The 17,579-nt window shown below is 63.5% G+C and carries 20 protein-coding genes; 19 read left to right on the forward strand and 1 reads right to left on the reverse strand.

Annotated elements, in window-relative coordinates:
- Window positions 1-53: 53 nt before the first annotated feature.
- From AB9K34_RS19685 to AB9K34_RS19710, 6 genes are all read left to right on the forward strand, one after another.
- Window positions 54-716 carry an HAD-IA family hydrolase gene (locus AB9K34_RS19685; RefSeq protein WP_369956185.1) on the forward strand — a complete coding sequence of 221 codons (663 nt, stop codon included), beginning with the start codon at window positions 54-56 and terminating at the stop codon, window positions 714-716.
- A 278-nt stretch (window positions 717-994) separates the two neighbouring features.
- Window positions 995-2,158 carry an isovaleryl-CoA dehydrogenase gene (locus tag AB9K34_RS19690; protein ID WP_369956187.1) on the forward strand — a complete coding sequence of 388 codons (1,164 nt, stop codon included), beginning with the start codon at window positions 995-997 and terminating at the stop codon, window positions 2,156-2,158.
- A 203-nt stretch (window positions 2,159-2,361) separates the two neighbouring features.
- Window positions 2,362-3,966: a carboxyl transferase domain-containing protein gene (locus tag AB9K34_RS19695; protein WP_369956188.1), complete on the forward strand. Its 1,605-nt coding sequence runs from the start codon at window positions 2,362-2,364 to the stop codon at window positions 3,964-3,966.
- A 197-nt stretch (window positions 3,967-4,163) separates the two neighbouring features.
- The gene (locus tag AB9K34_RS19700) at window positions 4,164-6,101 is read left to right on the forward strand and encodes a biotin carboxylase N-terminal domain-containing protein (RefSeq protein WP_369956189.1); all 1,938 of its coding nucleotides are present in this window, start codon (window positions 4,164-4,166) and stop codon (window positions 6,099-6,101) included.
- Between the two features lie 32 nt (window positions 6,102-6,133).
- Window positions 6,134-6,991 carry a hydroxymethylglutaryl-CoA lyase gene (locus tag AB9K34_RS19705; RefSeq protein ID WP_369956190.1) on the forward strand — a complete coding sequence of 286 codons (858 nt, stop codon included), beginning with the start codon at window positions 6,134-6,136 and terminating at the stop codon, window positions 6,989-6,991.
- Complete coding sequence (locus AB9K34_RS19710) at window positions 6,991-7,773, forward strand: crotonase/enoyl-CoA hydratase family protein (protein WP_369956191.1); 783 nt, start codon at window positions 6,991-6,993, stop codon at window positions 7,771-7,773. Before AB9K34_RS19705 ends, AB9K34_RS19710 begins: the two co-directional genes overlap by 1 nt.
- Window positions 7,774-7,779: 6 nt before the next feature.
- On the opposite strand, the gene AB9K34_RS19715 is transcribed toward AB9K34_RS19710, so the two are convergent.
- Window positions 7,780-8,838: an NAD(P)H-dependent flavin oxidoreductase gene (locus AB9K34_RS19715; RefSeq protein ID WP_369956193.1), complete on the reverse strand. Its 1,059-nt coding sequence runs from the start codon at window positions 8,836-8,838 to the stop codon at window positions 7,780-7,782.
- A gap of 224 nt (window positions 8,839-9,062) precedes the next feature.
- Between AB9K34_RS19715 and AB9K34_RS19720 the strand changes: the two genes are divergently transcribed.
- From AB9K34_RS19720 to AB9K34_RS19780, 13 genes are all read left to right on the forward strand, one after another.
- Window positions 9,063-9,428, forward strand: coding sequence for an NADH-quinone oxidoreductase subunit A (locus AB9K34_RS19720; protein ID WP_369956496.1), 366 nt, complete (start codon window positions 9,063-9,065; stop codon window positions 9,426-9,428).
- Window positions 9,419-9,967 (forward strand): NADH-quinone oxidoreductase subunit B family protein, encoded by a 549-nt coding sequence (locus tag AB9K34_RS19725; RefSeq protein ID WP_369956194.1) that lies wholly within the window; start codon window positions 9,419-9,421, stop codon window positions 9,965-9,967. The genes AB9K34_RS19720 and AB9K34_RS19725 overlap by 10 nt, the downstream gene beginning before the upstream one ends.
- On the forward strand, window positions 9,964-10,569 hold the full coding sequence (locus AB9K34_RS19730) for an NADH-quinone oxidoreductase subunit C (protein WP_369956196.1): 606 nt from the start codon (window positions 9,964-9,966) through the stop codon (window positions 10,567-10,569). Before AB9K34_RS19725 ends, AB9K34_RS19730 begins: the two co-directional genes overlap by 4 nt.
- Window positions 10,569-10,742: a hypothetical protein gene (locus AB9K34_RS19735; RefSeq protein ID WP_369956197.1), complete on the forward strand. Its 174-nt coding sequence runs from the start codon at window positions 10,569-10,571 to the stop codon at window positions 10,740-10,742. The genes AB9K34_RS19730 and AB9K34_RS19735 overlap by 1 nt, the downstream gene beginning before the upstream one ends.
- Window positions 10,743-11,972 carry an NADH-quinone oxidoreductase subunit D gene (locus AB9K34_RS19740; RefSeq protein ID WP_369956198.1) on the forward strand — a complete coding sequence of 410 codons (1,230 nt, stop codon included), beginning with the start codon at window positions 10,743-10,745 and terminating at the stop codon, window positions 11,970-11,972.
- Between the two features lie 82 nt (window positions 11,973-12,054).
- Complete coding sequence (locus AB9K34_RS19745) at window positions 12,055-13,308, forward strand: NADH-quinone oxidoreductase subunit E (protein WP_369956199.1); 1,254 nt, start codon at window positions 12,055-12,057, stop codon at window positions 13,306-13,308.
- 29 nt (window positions 13,309-13,337) lie between these two features.
- Complete coding sequence (locus tag AB9K34_RS19750; RefSeq protein WP_369956200.1) at window positions 13,338-13,790, forward strand: hypothetical protein; 453 nt, start codon at window positions 13,338-13,340, stop codon at window positions 13,788-13,790.
- Window positions 13,791-13,816: 26 nt separating this feature from the next.
- Complete coding sequence (locus tag AB9K34_RS19755) at window positions 13,817-14,044, forward strand: DUF5337 domain-containing protein (protein WP_369956201.1); 228 nt, start codon at window positions 13,817-13,819, stop codon at window positions 14,042-14,044.
- 6 nt (window positions 14,045-14,050) lie between these two features.
- Window positions 14,051-15,349, forward strand: a complete 1,299-nt coding sequence (gene nuoF / locus AB9K34_RS19760) for an NADH-quinone oxidoreductase subunit NuoF (protein ID WP_369956202.1) — start codon at window positions 14,051-14,053, stop codon at window positions 15,347-15,349.
- A gap of 85 nt (window positions 15,350-15,434) precedes the next feature.
- Complete coding sequence (locus tag AB9K34_RS19765) at window positions 15,435-15,938, forward strand: DUF3291 domain-containing protein (protein ID WP_369956204.1); 504 nt, start codon at window positions 15,435-15,437, stop codon at window positions 15,936-15,938.
- A gap of 64 nt (window positions 15,939-16,002) precedes the next feature.
- A complete protein-coding gene (locus tag AB9K34_RS19770; protein ID WP_369956205.1) occupies window positions 16,003-16,710 on the forward strand; it encodes a class I SAM-dependent methyltransferase in 708 nt (235 codons plus the stop codon).
- A gap of 7 nt (window positions 16,711-16,717) precedes the next feature.
- Complete coding sequence (locus AB9K34_RS19775; protein WP_369956207.1) at window positions 16,718-17,062, forward strand: hypothetical protein; 345 nt, start codon at window positions 16,718-16,720, stop codon at window positions 17,060-17,062.
- Window positions 17,063-17,159: 97 nt separating this feature from the next.
- Window positions 17,160-17,576, forward strand: a complete 417-nt coding sequence (locus tag AB9K34_RS19780) for a DUF5333 domain-containing protein (RefSeq protein ID WP_369956208.1) — start codon at window positions 17,160-17,162, stop codon at window positions 17,574-17,576.
- Window positions 17,577-17,579: the final 3 nt, after the last annotated feature.

Genomic DNA, 17,579 nt, shown 5'->3' on the forward strand with positions numbered 1-17,579 from the left:
GGTATGCAACAGGGGCGGGCGAATTGCCGCCGGTTGGTCAGACGGGGGAACGGATGCGCACGGTTATTTTCGATCTTGATGGAACACTGGCGGACACGTCGGGCGATCTGCTCGCGGCGGCGAATGCCTGTTTTCGCGGGCTTGGCCACGGCAATGTTCTGGTGCCGGAGCACGACGCGGGGGTCGCGCTGCGCGGCGGCAAGATGATGCTGCGGCATGGGTTGGAACGATTGGGTCTCTACGACCCGGCAACGGTGGAAGCGCAATATCCGGTCCTGCTCGCGGCATATCGAGAGGCGATTGACACACATACGGTGCTTTATGACGGTGCGATGGATGCCGTGCAGTCTCTGAAATCCGCAGGTTATGGTGTGGGAATCTGTACCAACAAACCCGAGGCGCTGGCGGACCTGCTGCTGCGTCGTCTGGGGGTGCGCGATGCCTTTGCGTCGTTGGTCGGTGCCGACACGCTGGCAGTGCGCAAGCCCGATCCGGAACCGCTGCGCGAAGCGGCGCGGCGCGCCGGGGGCGACCCGGCCCATTGTGTTCTGATCGGCGATTCCGATACCGACCGAAACACCGCGCGGGCCGCCGGGGTGCCTTCGGTGCTGGTCACGTTCGGGCCATCGGGCGACGATATGGCGGCGTTGCAGCCCGAAGCATTGCTGGATCGGTTCGCCGACCTGCCGGGGATCGTTGCCGATCTGATCGGATAGAGCCTCTGGCGATCGACATGAAACGCCCCGCATCGACCACGGCATTGAGGGCGGGCGACACGGCAGCCCGGTTCGCGCGGGTCTCAGCTGGCCAAAGGGGCTGGGAGTGGCCTCTATATCACGTGTTGGCAATGGTTTGCCGCCGGTTCTGCGGCGTTCTTGCTGGCGGTCGACGCGTGCGTTTCCGGCCTGCCGCCGCATGACAGTTGACCGACTCGGTTCCGGCTGTTATGAGTTTATTGAACGGTCGTTCATTAAATCGGAGGAGGGAGATCGCGATGTTCAACGCTTCAATGCACTTTGACCTGGGCGAGGATGTAAATGCGCTGCGGGACATGGTACATCGCTGGGCGCAAGAACGGGTCAAGCCGCTGGCCGCCGAGATCGACAGTTCGAACGAATTTCCCGCCGAGCTCTGGGCGGAGATGGGCGAACTGGGCCTGTTGGGCATCACCGTTCCCGAAGAGTTCGGCGGCTCGGGCATGTCCTACCTGGCGCATGTCATCGCCGTGGAAGAAATCGCCCGTGCAAGCGCATCGGTTTCGCTCTCCTACGGCGCGCATTCCAATCTCTGCGTCAACCAGATCAAGCTGAACGGCAATGACGAGCAGAAGCGCAAATACCTGCCCGGGCTGGTTTCGGGCGAGCATGTGGGCGCGCTGGCCATGTCCGAAGCGGGGGCGGGCTCCGACGTCGTGTCGATGAAGCTGCGCGCGGAAAAGCGCAATGATCGCTTTGTCCTGAATGGCAACAAGTACTGGATCACCAACGGTCCGGATGCGGATACGCTGGTGGTCTATGCCAAGACCGATCCCGAAGCCGGCAGCAGGGGTATCACCGCCTTTCTGATCGAGAAAAGCTTCAAGGGCTTCTCGACCAGTCCCCATTTCGACAAGCTGGGCATGCGTGGGTCTAACACCGCCGAGCTGATCTTCGAAGATTGCGAGGTGCCGTTTGAAAACGTGCTGGGCGAAGAGGGGCGCGGCGTCGCGGTCCTGATGTCGGGGCTGGATTACGAGCGCGTTGTTCTGGCCGGCATCGGCACGGGCATCATGGCGGCCTGCCTCGATGAGATCATGCCCTATATGGCCGAGCGCAAGCAGTTCGGCAAACCCATCGGCAGCTTTCAGTTGATGCAGGGCAAGATGGCGGACATGTATACCGCGATGAACAGCGCGCGGGCCTATGTCTACGAGGTGGCCAAGGCCTGTGATCGCGGCGACGTGACCCGCCAGGATGCGGCGGCCTGCTGTCTTTATGCTTCCGAACAGGCGATGGTGCAGGCGCATCAGGCTGTGCAGGCGATGGGCGGTGCAGGATACCTGTCCGACAACCCGGTCGGCCGCATCTTCCGCGATGCCAAGCTGATGGAAATCGGCGCCGGCACCAGCGAAATCCGCCGGATGCTGGTGGGGCGCGAGATGCTGGGAACCATGGGCTGAGCCATGCCCGGTCATCGCGACGCCACGTATCGACCCGCGTCGGGATCCGGCTGCTGGATCGCTTGAGTATATGTTGAGGATCGCCTGATAAGGCGCTCATATGAAAAGGAAGTTGTATCTTCCATCAGGCTGCCCGGTGCTCGTCAGACGGCGAGGCCCCGGCAACTCAATCGTCGCGTCGCGGCGCAACAGGAGGCTGAACCGTGAGACTGACATCAAGCGCTCTGCCGTCTTCGGACGGTTTCAAACAGAACCGTGCGGCGCATCTTGAGGCGCTGGAGATCATCCGCGGTGCCGCCGAGGCCGCCCGGATCGGTGGCGGCGAAAAATCCCGCGCGCGCCATGAGAGCCGGGGCAAGATGCTGCCGCGCCGGCGGGTTGCCAACCTGCTGGATGCGGGTTCGCCTTTCCTCGAGATCGGTGCAACGGCGGCGCATGACATGTATGACGGCGCGGCCCCCTGCGCCGGCGTGATCGCGGGGATCGGACGTGTCCAGGGCCAGGAGGTCATGGTGGTCTGCAACGACGCCACGGTAAAGGGCGGCACCTACTATCCGATGACCGTCAAGAAGCACCTGCGCGCGCAGGAGATTGCCGAGGAGAACCACCTTCCGTGCATCTATCTCGTGGACAGCGGCGGCGCCAACCTGCCCAATCAGGACGAGGTGTTTCCGGATCGCGACCATTTCGGGCGGATTTTCTACAATCAGGCCCGGATGAGCGGCAAGGGCATCCCGCAAATCGCCGTGGTGATGGGCTCCTGTACGGCGGGTGGCGCCTACGTGCCGGCGATGTCGGATGTCACCATCATCGTCCGCGAACAGGGCACGATCTTCCTCGCCGGTCCGCCGCTGGTCAAGGCCGCGACCGGCGAGGTGGTCAGCGCCGAGGATCTCGGCGGCGGCGATGTGCATACCCGGCTCTCGGGCGTGGCCGACTATCTCGCCGAGGACGACGCCCATGCGCTGGCATTGGCGCGCCGGGCGGTGGCATCGCTGAACCGGGGCAGGCCCCGGACGGTTCAATGGGAAGCCCCCGAAGAGCCGGCCCACGACCCGGATGAAATCCTCGGCGTCGTGCCCGCCGACCTGCGGACGCCCTATGACATCCGCGAGGTCATCCTGCGGCTTGTGGACGGCAGCCGTTTCGACGAGTTCAAGCCCCGCTTCGGCGAAACGCTGGTAACCGGGTTCGCGCATCTCAAGGGCTGCCCGATCGGGATCATCGCCAATAACGGTGTGCTGTTCTCCGAAGCCGCGCAAAAAGGCGCGCATTTCGTCGAACTCTGCTCGCAGCGGAAAATCCCTCTGGTTTTCCTGCAGAACATTACCGGCTTCATGGTGGGGCGCAAATACGAGAACGAAGGCATCGCGCGGCATGGTGCCAAGCTGGTGACGGCGGTGGCCACCACCAACGTGCCCAAGATCACCATGCTGGTCGGCGGCTCGTTCGGCGCGGGCAATTACGGCATGGCCGGGCGCGCCTATCAGCCACGCTTCCTGTGGACATGGCCCAACAGCCGGATTTCGGTCATGGGCGGCGAGCAGGCCGCCGGCGTCCTGGCGACCGTCAAGCGTGACGCCATCGAGCGCGGCGGCGGTGCATGGTCGCCCGAGGAAGAGGCCGAATTCAAGCGCCCGACAATCGACATGTTCGAACACCAGTCGCACCCGCTCTACGCCAGCGCGCGGCTCTGGGATGACGGGGTGATCGACCCGCGCAAATCACGCGAGGTTCTGGCGCTGAGCCTGTCTGCCGCCCTGAATGCCCCGATCGAAGACACGCGGTTCGGCGTGTTCCGGATGTGAGCCATTCCGGTGGCCTCCCGGGTGCAATGCCGCGCCGGAACCGGCATGGCGCATCCTGTCCGGCATCGGTTTTGCCGCCGCCCGAGGCAAGCGGCGCGTTACGAATGCGCGGCGGTTTTGACCTTTTTCCTGCCTGAAATATCCCGGGGGTCCGGGGGCTGGCCCCCGGCGACCCGAACAGCCAAAGGATCAGAGTGATGTTTGACACGATACTGATTGCCAACCGCGGAGAAATCGCCTGCCGCATCATGGAAACCGCGCAGAAGATCGGCGTGCGCTGCGTCGCCGTCTATTCGGACGCCGATGCCGCGGCCAGGCATGTGCAGATGGCGGACAGGGCGGTGCATATCGGCGGTTCTGCCCCGGCCGAGAGCTATCTGCTGGGCGGGCGCATCATTCAGGCGGCCCGCGAGACCGGCGCGCAGGCGATCCACCCCGGCTATGGGTTTCTGTCCGAAAACCCGGATTTCGTCGACGAGGTGCAGGCCGCCGGGCTGACATTTATCGGGCCGTCCGGCGACGCCATCCGCAAGATGGGCCTCAAGGACGCGGCCAAGGCGCTGATGGAAAAGGCCGGTGTGCCCGTGGTGCCGGGCTATCACGGCGACAACCAGGATCCGGCCCACCTCGCGGCGGCGGCAGAGGAGATCGGCTATCCGGTGCTGATCAAGGCGGTTGCGGGCGGCGGCGGCAAGGGCATGCGGCTGGTGGAAAAGGCGGCGGATTTCGCGGCCGCGCTGGACAGCGCGCGCGGCGAGGCCCGGACCGCTTTCGGCAACGATGCCGTCCTGGTCGAGAAATTCGTCGCCAAACCGCGTCATATCGAGGTGCAGGTCTTTGGCGACGGGACGCGGGCGGTGCACCTGTTCGAGCGGGACTGCTCGTTGCAGCGGCGTCACCAGAAGGTGATCGAAGAGGCACCGGCACCGGGCATGACGGACGACATGCGCGCGGCGATGGGGCAGGCGGGCGTGCGCGCCGCCGAAGCCATCGGCTATGCGGGGGCCGGAACCGTGGAATTCATCGTCGATGCGAGCGAGGGGCTGCGGCCGGACCGCTTCTGGTTCATGGAAATGAACACCCGCCTTCAGGTCGAGCACCCGGTGACCGAGGCGATCACCGGTGTCGATCTGGTGGAATGGCAGTTGCGCGTCGCCTCCGGAGAAGCGCTGCCTGCCGCGCAAGAGGAACTGGCGATCAACGGGCACGCGTTCGAGGCGCGGCTTTATGCCGAGGATGTGCCAAAGGGGTTTCTGCCTGCCACCGGCACCCTGACGCATCTGTCTTTCCCCGACGATTGCCGCGCCGACAGCGGGGTCCGTTCGGGGGACGTGATCTCGCCGTGGTATGATCCGATGATCGCCAAGGTCACGGTACATGGCCCGACCCGCGCGGTGGCGCTGGCCCGGCTGGATCGCGCTTTGGCGCGGACCGAAGTGGCGGGCACGGTTACCAATCTCGCGTTTCTCGGCGCATTGACGCGGCATGCGGGGTTCGCGTCGGGTGATGTGGATACCGGCCTGATCGGGCGCGACATCGACGGTCTGATCGCCACCGCCGACCCGGAACCGCGTCATTGGGTGGCGGCGGGCATGGTTGCGCTTGGCATGACGGGCGGCGACTGGGCGACGGGCTTTACCCTGTGGGGGCCGCTGGTTCGCGCGGTGACGCTCGCGTGGCAGGGCGAACCGGCCGAGTTGCAGATGCGGGCCGACGGCCCTGACCGGCAATCCTGGACCGTGGGTGATCGCGACGTGACCGCGATGCGGGTCGGCGGGCGCTGGTTGGTCGATGGAGAACCGATGCCGGACACCGCCTGCGCCGCAGGTGTCGTCACCGTGTTTGACAGCTATGGCATTGCCTTCGACATCGTCGACCCGCTGGAGCGTGCGGCGGGGGCCGCCGGCGATGGCAATCTGATCGAGGCGCCGATGCCGGGGCTGGTCAAGGCGGTGTTTGCGGAAGTCGGACAAGCAGTTGCTGCGGGCGACCGCCTCGCGGTACTGGAGGCCATGAAGATGGAACACGCGTTGCTTGCGGCGCGCGACGGTATCGTTGCCGAGGTGCTGGCAGCCGCCGGTTCCCAGGTCGAGGCCGGCGCGGCGCTGGTGCGGCTGGAACCCGAAGACGACTGAACGGCACAGGTCATGTAACGGTGGGAGAGACAATGAGCGAGTCGGTAGAGATTTTCGAAGTCGGGCCGCGTGACGGTCTGCAAAACGAAAAGCGCGAGATCCCGGTCGGGGAGAAGGTCGCGCTGGTGGATTGCCTGAGCGGTGCGGGATTCTCGCGGATCGAAGTGGCGAGTTTCGTATCCCCGAAATGGGTACCGCAGATGGCGGGCAGTGCCGAGGTGCTGGCCGGTATCACCCGTGTTCCGGGCGTGCGCTATGCGGCGCTGACGCCGAACATGCGCGGCTATGATGATGCGCTTGCGGCACAGGCTGACGAGATCGCGGTGTTTGCCTCGGCGAGCGAAGGGTTTTCCAAGGCGAATGTGAACGCGACGATCGCCGAATCCATCGAGCGTTTCAAACCCATTCTCGCAGCCGCGCGTCACGTGGATTTGCCGGTGCGCGGATATATTTCCTGCGTGACCGACTGCCCCTATGACGGCAAGACCGATCCCGCGCGGGTCGCCGAACTGGCGGATACGCTGTTTGGATACGGCTGCTACGAAATCTCGCTTGGCGACACGATCGGTCAGGCCACGCCGGACAGCATCGCACGCATGCTGATGGCGGTGCGCAATCATGTGCCGGTGTCGCGGCTGGCCGGGCATTACCACGATACGGCAGGGCGCGCACTCGCCAATATCGATGCGTCGCTGTCGCTTGGGGTGCGGGTGTTCGACGCGGCTGTTGGCGGCCTTGGCGGCTGCCCCTATGCGCCCGGCGCAAGCGGCAATGTCGCCACCGAAGCGGTTGCCGCGCATCTGCAGCGGCAGGGCTATTCGACCGGTCTGAAACCTGATGTGCTGCGCAAGGCGGCGGACATGGCGCGCGCGATGCGCGGGGGGGTGTGATGTACGAGACAATTGAAATCGCCAAGGATGCACGCGGTGTTGCGACGCTGACGCTGGTTCGGGTGGACAAGCACAATGCCATGTCGGCGCAGATGATTGCCGAGTTGACGCAAGCCGCCGCGCAAATGGGCGCGGACGATGCGGTGCGGGTGGTCGTGCTGGCCGCGCAGGGCAAATCGTTCTGCGCCGGTGGCGACCTGGGCTGGATGCAGGCGCAGATGGCGGCCGATGGTGAAACCCGCTTTCGCGAGGCGCGCAAGCTGGCCGAGATGCTGGGCGCGCTGAACACCCTGCCGAAACCGGTGATCGGTGCGGTGCAGGGCAACGCCTTTGGCGGCGGTCTCGGACTGATCAGTGTCTGCGACGTGGCGATCGGTGTGGATCACGTCAGGATGGGGCTGACGGAAACCCGTCTCGGATTGATCCCCGCGACCATCGGACCCTATGTCGTGGCCCGGATGGGCGAGGCGAGGGCGCGGCGCGTCTTCATGTCGGCGCGGCTGTTTGATGCGGCGGAAGCGGTTGATCTGGGGCTGCTGGCGCGCACGGTTGCGGCCGGCGACCTGGCCGAGGCGGTCGAGCGCGAAGTCGTACCGTACCTGTCCTGCGCGCCGGGCGCGGTGGCATCGGCCAAGAAACTGGTGCGCGATCTGGCGTCTCAGGTGGATGAGGCCGCGATCGACATGACGATCCGCGCGCTTGTCGATCGCTGGGAAACCGCAGAGGCCGCCGAAGGCATTGCCGCGTTCTTCGACAAGCGCAAGGCCGCATGGATGTCCTGAGCCGCGTCAACCGAAGAGCGTCAGGGTTTCCTCCCAGAGCCGGGTGACGATCCGGGCCGCCGGTTCGTCCGATGCGCGGGCGGCGGCCTGTCCGGCCCAGGCCTGCATCGCATCGATATTGCCATCCCTGGCCGCCTGCGCGCGCATCGGGCCGGTGAGCGATCGCTGGATCGGGTAGGGTGCCGGTTCCGGGCCATCCGCCGCCGTATAGGCGTTGCGCACCGAACGGCCCAGACGCCCGGAAAATGCCCGCGTTGCGATGGTGTCTTCGGGCGCGGTCCGCGCCAGGGCGTCGGCCCATGTGGGATTGGTTCCTGCCTCGGGCGTGCGCAGGAACCCGGTGCCGATCTGCACTGCCGACGCGCCCAGCATCAGCGCCGCCGCGATGCCGCGCGCATCGGCGATGCCTCCGGTCGCCACGACCGGCACGTCCACCGCGTCCACCACCGCCGGAAGCAGCGCGAACAGCCCGACCAGCGCGGTGGCCGCCCGATCCGCGTCAAAGGCCCCGCGATGCCCCCCCGCCTCCATCCCCTGTGCGACAATCACGTCCGCTCCCGCCGCCGCAGCGGCGCGCGCCTCGGCGACCGTGGTGACGGTGGCAAACCACCGGGTGCCGCGCGCCTTGATCTCGGTCACGACGTCGGGCGGGAACACCCCCATGATCGAGGACATCGCCGCCGGAGAGGCCGCGAGCATCGCCTGGCACTGCGCGTCAAAATCGAGCATCGGTGTTTCCGCAGCATCCGTGGGAACAGCCGGCCCCCACTCCGCCAGATGGGCGCGCAGCCGTTCCTCATGGGCCGCATCCCGTTTCGGTGCGGGATCGGGGATCCAGATGTTCATCTGGAACCCGCCATTCGAGGTTTCACGCATGTCGCGTGCCCAGCCGGCAATCTGCTCCGGTGACATCAGCAATGCGCCACAGGCCCCCAGCCCGCCCCCCGCGGCCACCGCCGCCGATAGCGATACCGGACAGGCGCCCGCCATCGGGGCGAGCAGAATGGGCCGCTCAATGCCCAGGTCGCGGGCAAAACCGCTGGCGCGGGTCAGGGCCAAATGCATTTCATTCTCCATATTTACTGGTGATCCGGCGCCATGAACACATGCCGTTACCCCTGCGTCAAGTACGCCGAGAACGCCGAGACATCGGCAAAACCGGTCGTCCCCTGTGTCGATAACGCCCAGCCTGCCAGAGTTTCCCTTGGTTGACCCCCCGGATCGTCAAGAGTAGACAAATCCCTAGTCAGCGTCGCGTGAGACCGCGCGCAGCAAAAATGGAGACGCTCGTGGAAGAGATGTTGCGGGAATACCTCCCGATCCTGGTGTTTCTGATCGTCGCGACAGGGCTTGGAATCGTTCTGATCCTGGCAGCGGTGATCCTGGCTGTGCGCAATCCGGATCCTGAAAAGGTCAGCGCCTATGAGTGTGGCTTTAACGCGTTTGACGATGCGCGGATGAAATTCGACGTTCGATTCTACCTTGTCTCGATCCTGTTCATCATTTTCGACCTCGAAATTGCCTTTCTGTTTCCCTGGGCTGTCGGCTTCAAGGATCTGAGCGACGCGGCCTTCTGGTCGATGATGGCCTTCCTCGCCGTGCTGACGCTTGGCTTCGCCTATGAATGGAAGAAGGGGGCGATGGAATGGGAGTAGGTCAGACTGCCGTGCAAACGGGTGCTAACACCGCCGGTGCCGACAAGGAGGTCGCCACACGGGCCCTCAACGCGGAATTGCAGGACAAGGGCTTTCTGCTGACGTCGACCGAAGACATCATCAACTGGGCGCGTACCGGCAGCCTGCACTGGATGACCTTCGGGCTTGCCTGCTGCGCGGTTGAAATGATGCATACCTCGATGCCGCGCTATGATGCCGAACGGTTCGGTATCGCGCCGCGTGCCTCTCCGCGACAGTCGGACGTGATGATCGTTGCCGGAACACTGACCAACAAGATGGCGCCGGCCCTGCGCAAGGTCTATGACCAGATGCCCGAGCCGCGTTACGTGATCTCGATGGGGTCCTGCGCCAATGGCGGCGGCTATTACCATTACAGCTACTCGGTCGTCCGGGGCTGTGACCGTGTGGTTCCGGTCGATATCTATGTTCCGGGGTGCCCGCCCACCGCCGAGGCGTTGCTATATGGGCTGATGCAGCTGCAACGCAAGATTCGCCGCACGGGGACGATCGTAAGATGAGCGATGCACTGAAGGAACTTGGCACGCATATCGAACTCAAGCGCCCGGATTCCGTGCTGTCATGGGATGTGTCGCATGGCGAGTTGAACGTGGATGTCACGCCGGGGTCGATCGTGCCCTTCGTCGAATTCCTTAAGTCGGACGCGACCTGCAGGTTCTCGACCCTGGTCGACATCACGGCGGTGGATTACCCGGACCGGGCCAAGCGTTTCGACGTGGTCTATCATTTTCTGTCGATGTACCAGAATCACCGAATCCGCCTGCGGGTCGGTCTGCGGGATGAGGACATGGTGCCGTCGATCATCGAGGTTCACCCCTCGGCCAACTGGTTCGAGCGCGAAGTCTTCGACATGTTCGGCATCCTGTTCACCGGCCATCCGGATCTGCGCCGCATCCTGACGGATTACGGCTTTCGTGGCCATCCGCTGCGCAAGGATTTCCCGACCACCGGCTATATCGAGGTGCGCTATGACGAGGCCGAAAAGCGCGTCGTCTACGAACCCGTGTCGCTGGTGCAGGAATACCGCCAGTTCGATTTCATGAGCCCGTGGGAAGGGGCCGAGTACATCCTGCCAGGGGATGAGAAACCGGAGGCCAAGTGATGGACGGATTGTGGTGGCTGATCCTGTCGGCCCTGACGGCGATACCGATGCTCAAGCTGTTGCCGTTCTTTGGCATCAACAAGTACTGGGCCGTGGCGTGCCTCGTCCCGTTCGGAACCATCGCCCTGTTGTGGTGGATGGGTATCAAGTTGCAAGAGCTGGAGAAACTATAGATGGACGGCTCGAAATTTGACGACGGTTCGACCGACGCCCTGACGGGCGAGCAGAGAATCCGCAATTTCAACATCAATTTCGGACCCCAGCACCCGGCAGCACATGGCGTGTTGCGGCTGGTGCTGGAACTGGATGGCGAGATCGTCGAGCGTTGCGACCCGCATATCGGCCTGTTGCATCGCGGCACAGAAAAGCTGATGGAGAGCCGCACCTACCTGCAGAACCTGCCCTATTTCGACCGTCTCGACTACGTGGCGCCGATGAATCAGGAACACGCCTGGTGCCTGGCCATCGAAAAGCTGACCGGCGTCGAGGTGCCCCGCCGCGCCAGTCTGATCCGGGTGCTTTACTCCGAGATCGGACGCATCCTGAACCACCTGCTGAACGTGACCACGCAGGCGATGGATGTCGGCGCGCTGACCCCGCCGCTCTGGGGCTTTGAAGAGCGCGAAAAGCTGATGGTCTTCTACGAACGGGCCTGTGGTGCGCGGCTGCACGCGGCCTATTTCCGCCCCGGCGGCGTGCACCAGGATCTGCCCGACGATCTGATCGACGATATCGAGACATGGGCCGCCGATTTCCCGCGCGTGCTGGCGGATATCGACGGGCTGCTGACCGAAAACCGCATCTTCAAGCAGCGCAACGCCGATATCGGGGTGGTGTCCGAGCAGGACATACTCGATTACGGCTTCTCCGGCGTGATGGTGCGCGGCTCCGGCCTCGCCTGGGATTTGCGCCGCGCGCAGCCCTATGAATGCTATGACGAGTTCGAGTTCCGGATCCCCGTGGGCAAGAACGGCGATTGCTATGACCGCTACCTCGTGCGCATGGAGGAAATGCGCCAGTCCCTGCACATCATCACCCAGGCCATCGCCAAGCTGCGCGCGCCCGAAGGCCGGGGCGACGTGCTTGCCCGTGGCAAGATCACACCGCCGGCGCGCAGCGACATGAAAACCTCGATGGAAAGCCTGATTCATCACTTCAAGCTTTATACCGAGGGATTCCACGTGCCCGAGGGCGAGGTCTATGCCGCCGTCGAGGCGCCAAAGGGCGAATTCGGGGTCTACCTCGTCGCGGATGGCAGCAACAAGCCCTACCGTGCCAAGATCCGCGCGCCCGGTTTCCTGCACCTGCAGGCGATGGATCACGTTGCGGGCGGTCATCAACTTGCCGACGTGGCGGCGATCATCGGCACCATGGATGTCGTCTTCGGGGAGATCGACCGGTGATGCTGCCCTCCAGTCTTCAGCTTTGTGAAAATACTCCCGCCGGAGGCGTCCGACGTCTCGGCGTGAACAGAAAGACGATTTGATGCTCCGCCGTCTGCACTCCGAACAGCCCGAAACTTTTGCCTTCACCGATGCCAACATGGCCTGGGCCGAAGCGCAGATCAGCAAATACCCCGAAGGCCGGCAGGCCAGCGCCGTCATCCCACTCCTGTGGCGGGCGCAGGAACAGGAAGGCTGGCTGACCCGCCCGGCGATCGAAACCGTGGCCGACATGCTCGGCATGGCCTATATCCGCGCGCTCGAAGTTGCCAGCTTCTACTTCATGTTTCAACTGCAACCGGTTGGTAGTGTTGCGCATTTTCAGGTTTGCGGAACCACGTCCTGCATGATCTGCGGCGCCGAGGATCTGATGGGCGTCTGCCAGGAAAAGATCGCCGCCAAACCGCATACCCTGTCCGCGGATGGCAAGTTCAGCTGGGAAGAGGTGGAATGCCTCGGCTCCTGTGCCAACGCGCCGATGGTGCAGATCGGCAAGGATTACTACGAGGACCTGACCGCCGACCGTTTCGGCGAAATCATCGACGAACTGGCGGCGGGCAAGGTGCCGGTTCCGGGGCCGCAGAATGGCCGCTTCGCCTCCGAACCGCTGAGCGGTCTGACCAGTCTCAAGGAATTCGACAGCGGCCACACCAAGTATAACGCGAGCGCGCAACTGGCGGTGGATATCGGCGATACCATCAAGCGGATCGACGGCACCGAGGTGCCGTTGCTGACACCCTGGCGCAAGGACGCGGCAAATGATGCCGGCAAACCGTCCGCGTCGCCCGAGGCTCAGGACGTGGTGCAGGACGCGGAAAAGCCCGCGCCGGTTGCCAAAGCTCGCGACGGTGGTGACGCCGCACGGATCAAGCCGTCCGCCGGGTTGCCGGGGCAGCAGGAACTTGCCGCGCGCAAGGGGGACTGGAAGTATCAGGCAGGGTCTGCTGCGAAACCGGAAGCCGCCGCCGCAAGGCAAGAGACGGTCACATCCGATGAGCAAACCGGGCAAAAGCCGGAATTCCTTGACGCCGCGCGGGGCGGGAGAGCCGATGATCTCAAGCTGATCAAGGGGGTCGGCCCGAAACTCGAAGGCGTGCTGAACGGCATTGGCGTTTATCATTTCGATCAGATTGCGGCGTGGAGCGCGGACGAGGTCGCCTGGGTCGATGACAACCTGATCGGTTTCAAGGGCCGGGTCAGCCGTGATGACTGGGTCGCGCAGGCCAGAAAGCTGGCGGCGGGCGAGGAAACCGAATTTGCAGCGCGCGCCAAGAAAGACGGGATATACGACACCTGAGCGAAACGGCAGCAAAAAGGAATTGGGCCATGAGCACGACATCAGACAAGACTTCACGCAGTTGGGTCCCCGCAGCGATCGCCGGGGCCGTTGTCGGGCTCGTCCTGCTTGTCGCCGGAAGCGGCCCGGGCTTTGCGGTGGTCGGGGCGCTGGTGATTTTCGGACTTGGCGTTCTGCTCCTGCCAAAGACCGGCACGACGGAAACCGAGGTGACGCGAGAGGTCGCACAACCGGCACCGCCCGAGCCCCGGACTGCTCCGGTGGCCGCTGAACCGGTGGCGCAGGCCCCCACCGAGCCGGAGTCGCAGCCGGTCTTGACCGAGGAAACGCCCCCGGCACCGGTCGCCGCCGACTCCGCCGGGCAACTGCCCGGCCTGTCGGCCAGCACATTGGTCAAGGCCTCCAAGGCGCTGCCCGGTCAGACGGAGCTTGCCGCGCGCAAGGGCACGTGGCGATTTGAGAACAACTCCGCCTCGGCATGAGGCGACAGGCAGACGGGCCGAACAGAATGGAGAACGAGCGCGACATCGCCATTGCCCGCAAGGGCCGTCACATCGCCCTGGTCATTGCCGGAACGGGGGTGGCCTGGCTCGTTCTGTCGATCTTTGTCGGCCCGGCCCTCGGATTGCCCGGACGGTACGCCCTGCTTTTCGATTTCATGGCCCTGGCCGGCTTCGTCTATGCGGGGATCAACACATATCAACTTTGGCGCATGCGTCAGGACAGTCAAAGGTAGGCAGCCATGCTGAAAGACGAGGACCGGATATTCACCAACCTTTATGGCATGCACGAGCGGACGCTGGCCGGTGCCAGGGCGCGGGGGCACTGGGACGGAACCGCTGGCCTGATCCAGAAGGGGCGTGACTGGATCATCCAGCAGATGAAGGATTCCGGCCTGCGCGGGCGCGGTGGCGCGGGTTTTCCGACGGGCCTGAAATGGTCGTTCATGCCCAAGGAAAGCGACGGGCGTCCGGCCTATCTGGTGGTGAATGCCGACGAATCCGAGCCGGGCACCTGCAAGGATCGCGAGATCATGCGCCACGATCCGCATACGTTGATCGAAGGATGCCTGATCGCGTCTTTCGCTATGAATGCCAATACCTGCTATATCTACATTCGCGGTGAATATATCCGTGAGCGAGAGGCTTTGCAGGCGGCCATCGACGAAGCCTATGATGCCGGGCTGCTGGGACCGAACGCCGCCGGATCGGGCTGGGATTTCGATCTTTTCCTGCATCATGGAGCCGGAGCCTATATCTGCGGCGAGGAAACCGCGCTGCTCGAAAGCCTCGAAGGCAAAAAGGGCATGCCGCGCATGAAGCCGCCATTTCCAGCGGGGGCGGGGCTCTACGGCTGTCCGACCACGGTGAACAATGTCGAATCCATCGCCGTCGTTCCAACCGTCCTGCGACGGGGTCCCGAGTGGTTCTCGTCATTCGGGCGGCCCAATAATGCGGGGACCAAGCTGTTCGCGATCAGCGGGCATGTGAACAACCCCTGCGTCGTCGAAGAGGCCATGAGCATCAGTTTCGAGGAACTGATCGAGCGTCACTGCGGTGGCATTCGTGGCGGATGGGACAATCTCAAGGCGGTGATTCCCGGCGGCTCGTCGGTGCCCTGCCTGCCCGGCAAGATCATGAAGGAAGATTGCATCATGGATTTCGACTGGCTGCGCGAGCAGCGGTCGGGGCTGGGCACGGCGGCGGTGATCGTGATGGACAACTCGACGGACATCATCAAGGCGATCTGGCGGCTGAGCAAATTCTACAAGCACGAAAGCTGTGGCCAGTGCACGCCCTGCCGCGAAGGTACGGGCTGGATGATGCGGGTGATGGACCGGCTGGTCACGGGAGAGGCAGAGGTCGCGGAAATCGATATGCTGCTGGATGTGACCAAACAGGTCGAAGGCCACACGATCTGCGCATTGGGTGACGCTGCGGCCTGGCCGATTCAGGGTCTGATCCGGCATTTCCGCGACGAGATCGAGGATCGGATCAAGCACAAGAGAACCGGGCGGATCAGCGCCGTGGCGGCGGAGTAGGGATGAGAGCTTTGCAAACATATGCGCCCGCATCGGCATCGGTGGTGTCTGTTCGGTGCCGCGCTGCGAGACGGGTGGTGTCGCTGTGACCGGGACGCAGGACTATCATCTGGCGGAATTGAATGTCGGGCGTCTGGTTGCGCCGACGGATGACCCGCGCGTGGCCGACTTCATGGACAATCTCGACCGGATCAATGGCCTGGGCAAGCGGATGCCGGGCTTTGTCTGGATGATGGAAGGATCCGGCGAACCGGGCACCGGAAACACCGAGAACAGCATCGGCAACGATCCCCAGTTCGTCGCCAACCTGACCGTCTGGCAAGATGTGGCGGCGCTGGAGAAATTCGTCTGGGGCACGGTGCACAAGCAATTCTACGATAGACGCCGGGAGTGGTTCGACATACTCGGGGAACAACATTTCGTCATGTGGTGGGTCCCGGCGGGACATCGTCCGACGCTGGATGAGGCCTTGGCGCGCCTTGAGCATCTGCGCCGGAATGGTCCGGATGAAACCGCGTTCGGCTGGGCGCAGATGGATCAGGCGACGATGTGGCGGGACAAGCGCTGCGTCCCGGTTGCGGCGGAGTAAGGCAAGGTGTGGATATGAAGGTAATGCAGGCAGGTTTTCTGCTGATCTCCGGGGGCAAGGCAGCATGAGGCGTTTCCGTTTCGATGAAAATGGCGACGTGGCCGCCGATATCCGCGAGAAATATGGGTATGACGGTGATATGCTGCCGGTTTTTGCCGGCAATAGCGGTGCCGTGGTACACAAGTGGCACCATTATATCCCGATCTATGATCGCTATTTCTCGCGGTTTCGCGGAACCGGGGTGCGGTTCCTGGAGATTGGCATCAACAAGGGCGGCAGCCTGCAGATGTGGCGCAACTATCTTGGCGATGATGCGGTGATCTACGGCATCGACATCAGAAAGCACTGCGCGAAGTTCGACGGTCAGGCCGCACAGGTGCGTATCGGCAGCCAGGCGGACCCGGACTTTTTGAATGCGCTGGTCGATGAAATGGGCGGTATCGACGTGGTTCTGGATGATGGCAGCCACCGGATGCCGCATGTACGCACCTCGTTCGAGACGCTGTTTCCGCGTTTGCAGGAGCGCGGTGTCTACATGATCGAGGATCTGCACACCGCCTATATCGAGAAATACGGCGGCGGCTATCACAGCGACCAGAATTTCTTCCGGTTTGCCCGTGAACTTGTCGATGACATGCACCGCTGGTATCACAGGAAGGGCATGCGCCATCCCGAACTCGGCAGCATCGTATCGGGTCTGCACATTCACGACTCGATTGCCGTCATCGAAAAGGAACCGGTCTATCGTCCGGTCCACTCGCGAGTAGGATAATATGGGTATGTCCGGCAAAACAGTTCTGCTCCTGCTGGTTGCCGCGCTTGCGGGGCCGGTTGCCTGCGGGCGGGACAATCCGAACCGCATCGCTTTTGACGGGGTGATCTTCAAATCCAAGACCAAGGCTGTGGACAAGAAGGTATCGCGCGCCGATTTCACCTCGACCATCTACAAGGTGTCGCAGTCGGTGGACGGTGCCCGTGATGCCGCGCGATATCAGGGAACGATCTATTGCGTGACCAACTACGGCAGCTCCAGAATCGCCTGGACGATCGGCCCAGAAACCGAGATCAGCCGCCTTGCGATCGTGGATGACACCATCACCTTCCGCGGGAAATGCGATCCATGACCCGTTTTGCCGCGATCGCCGGTGATAACGCGCGGATGATATTGCGTATCATCCCGGCGATCGTTGCTGTCGGGCCTTCTTGCAGGAGGATGCCGACATGATCCGATTGAAAACCTGTGCCCTGGCGTTGCTTGTTGTTGCGATTGGCCCGACGATGACGGCGGCGCAATCCAGGCCCCCACTGAGCGAGGTCGCCGAGATCGAGGACACCTTGTTCGTGGTCGCTTTGGCCAACGAGGTCGGGCGCAAATGCGAGACCATCAGCGGGCGGTGGTTGAAGGGTTACAACACGCTGTTCAAGCTGCGCGGACGCGCCAACGAGATGGGCTATACCGATGCGGAGATCCGCGCCTATGTCGAATCCGACACCGAGAAGGCCCGGATGCGCGCCAAGGGCGAAAGCTACCTGAAATCAAAGGGTGTCGTGCTCGACAAACCCGAAACCTTCTGCGCGTTCGGTCGTGCGGAGATAGCAAAATCCAGCGCGATCGGCGCGCTGCTGAAGGCGAGATAGACC

The organism is Sedimentitalea sp. XS_ASV28 (assembly GCF_041224545.1).
Taxonomy (GTDB): domain Bacteria; phylum Pseudomonadota; class Alphaproteobacteria; order Rhodobacterales; family Rhodobacteraceae; genus Sedimentitalea.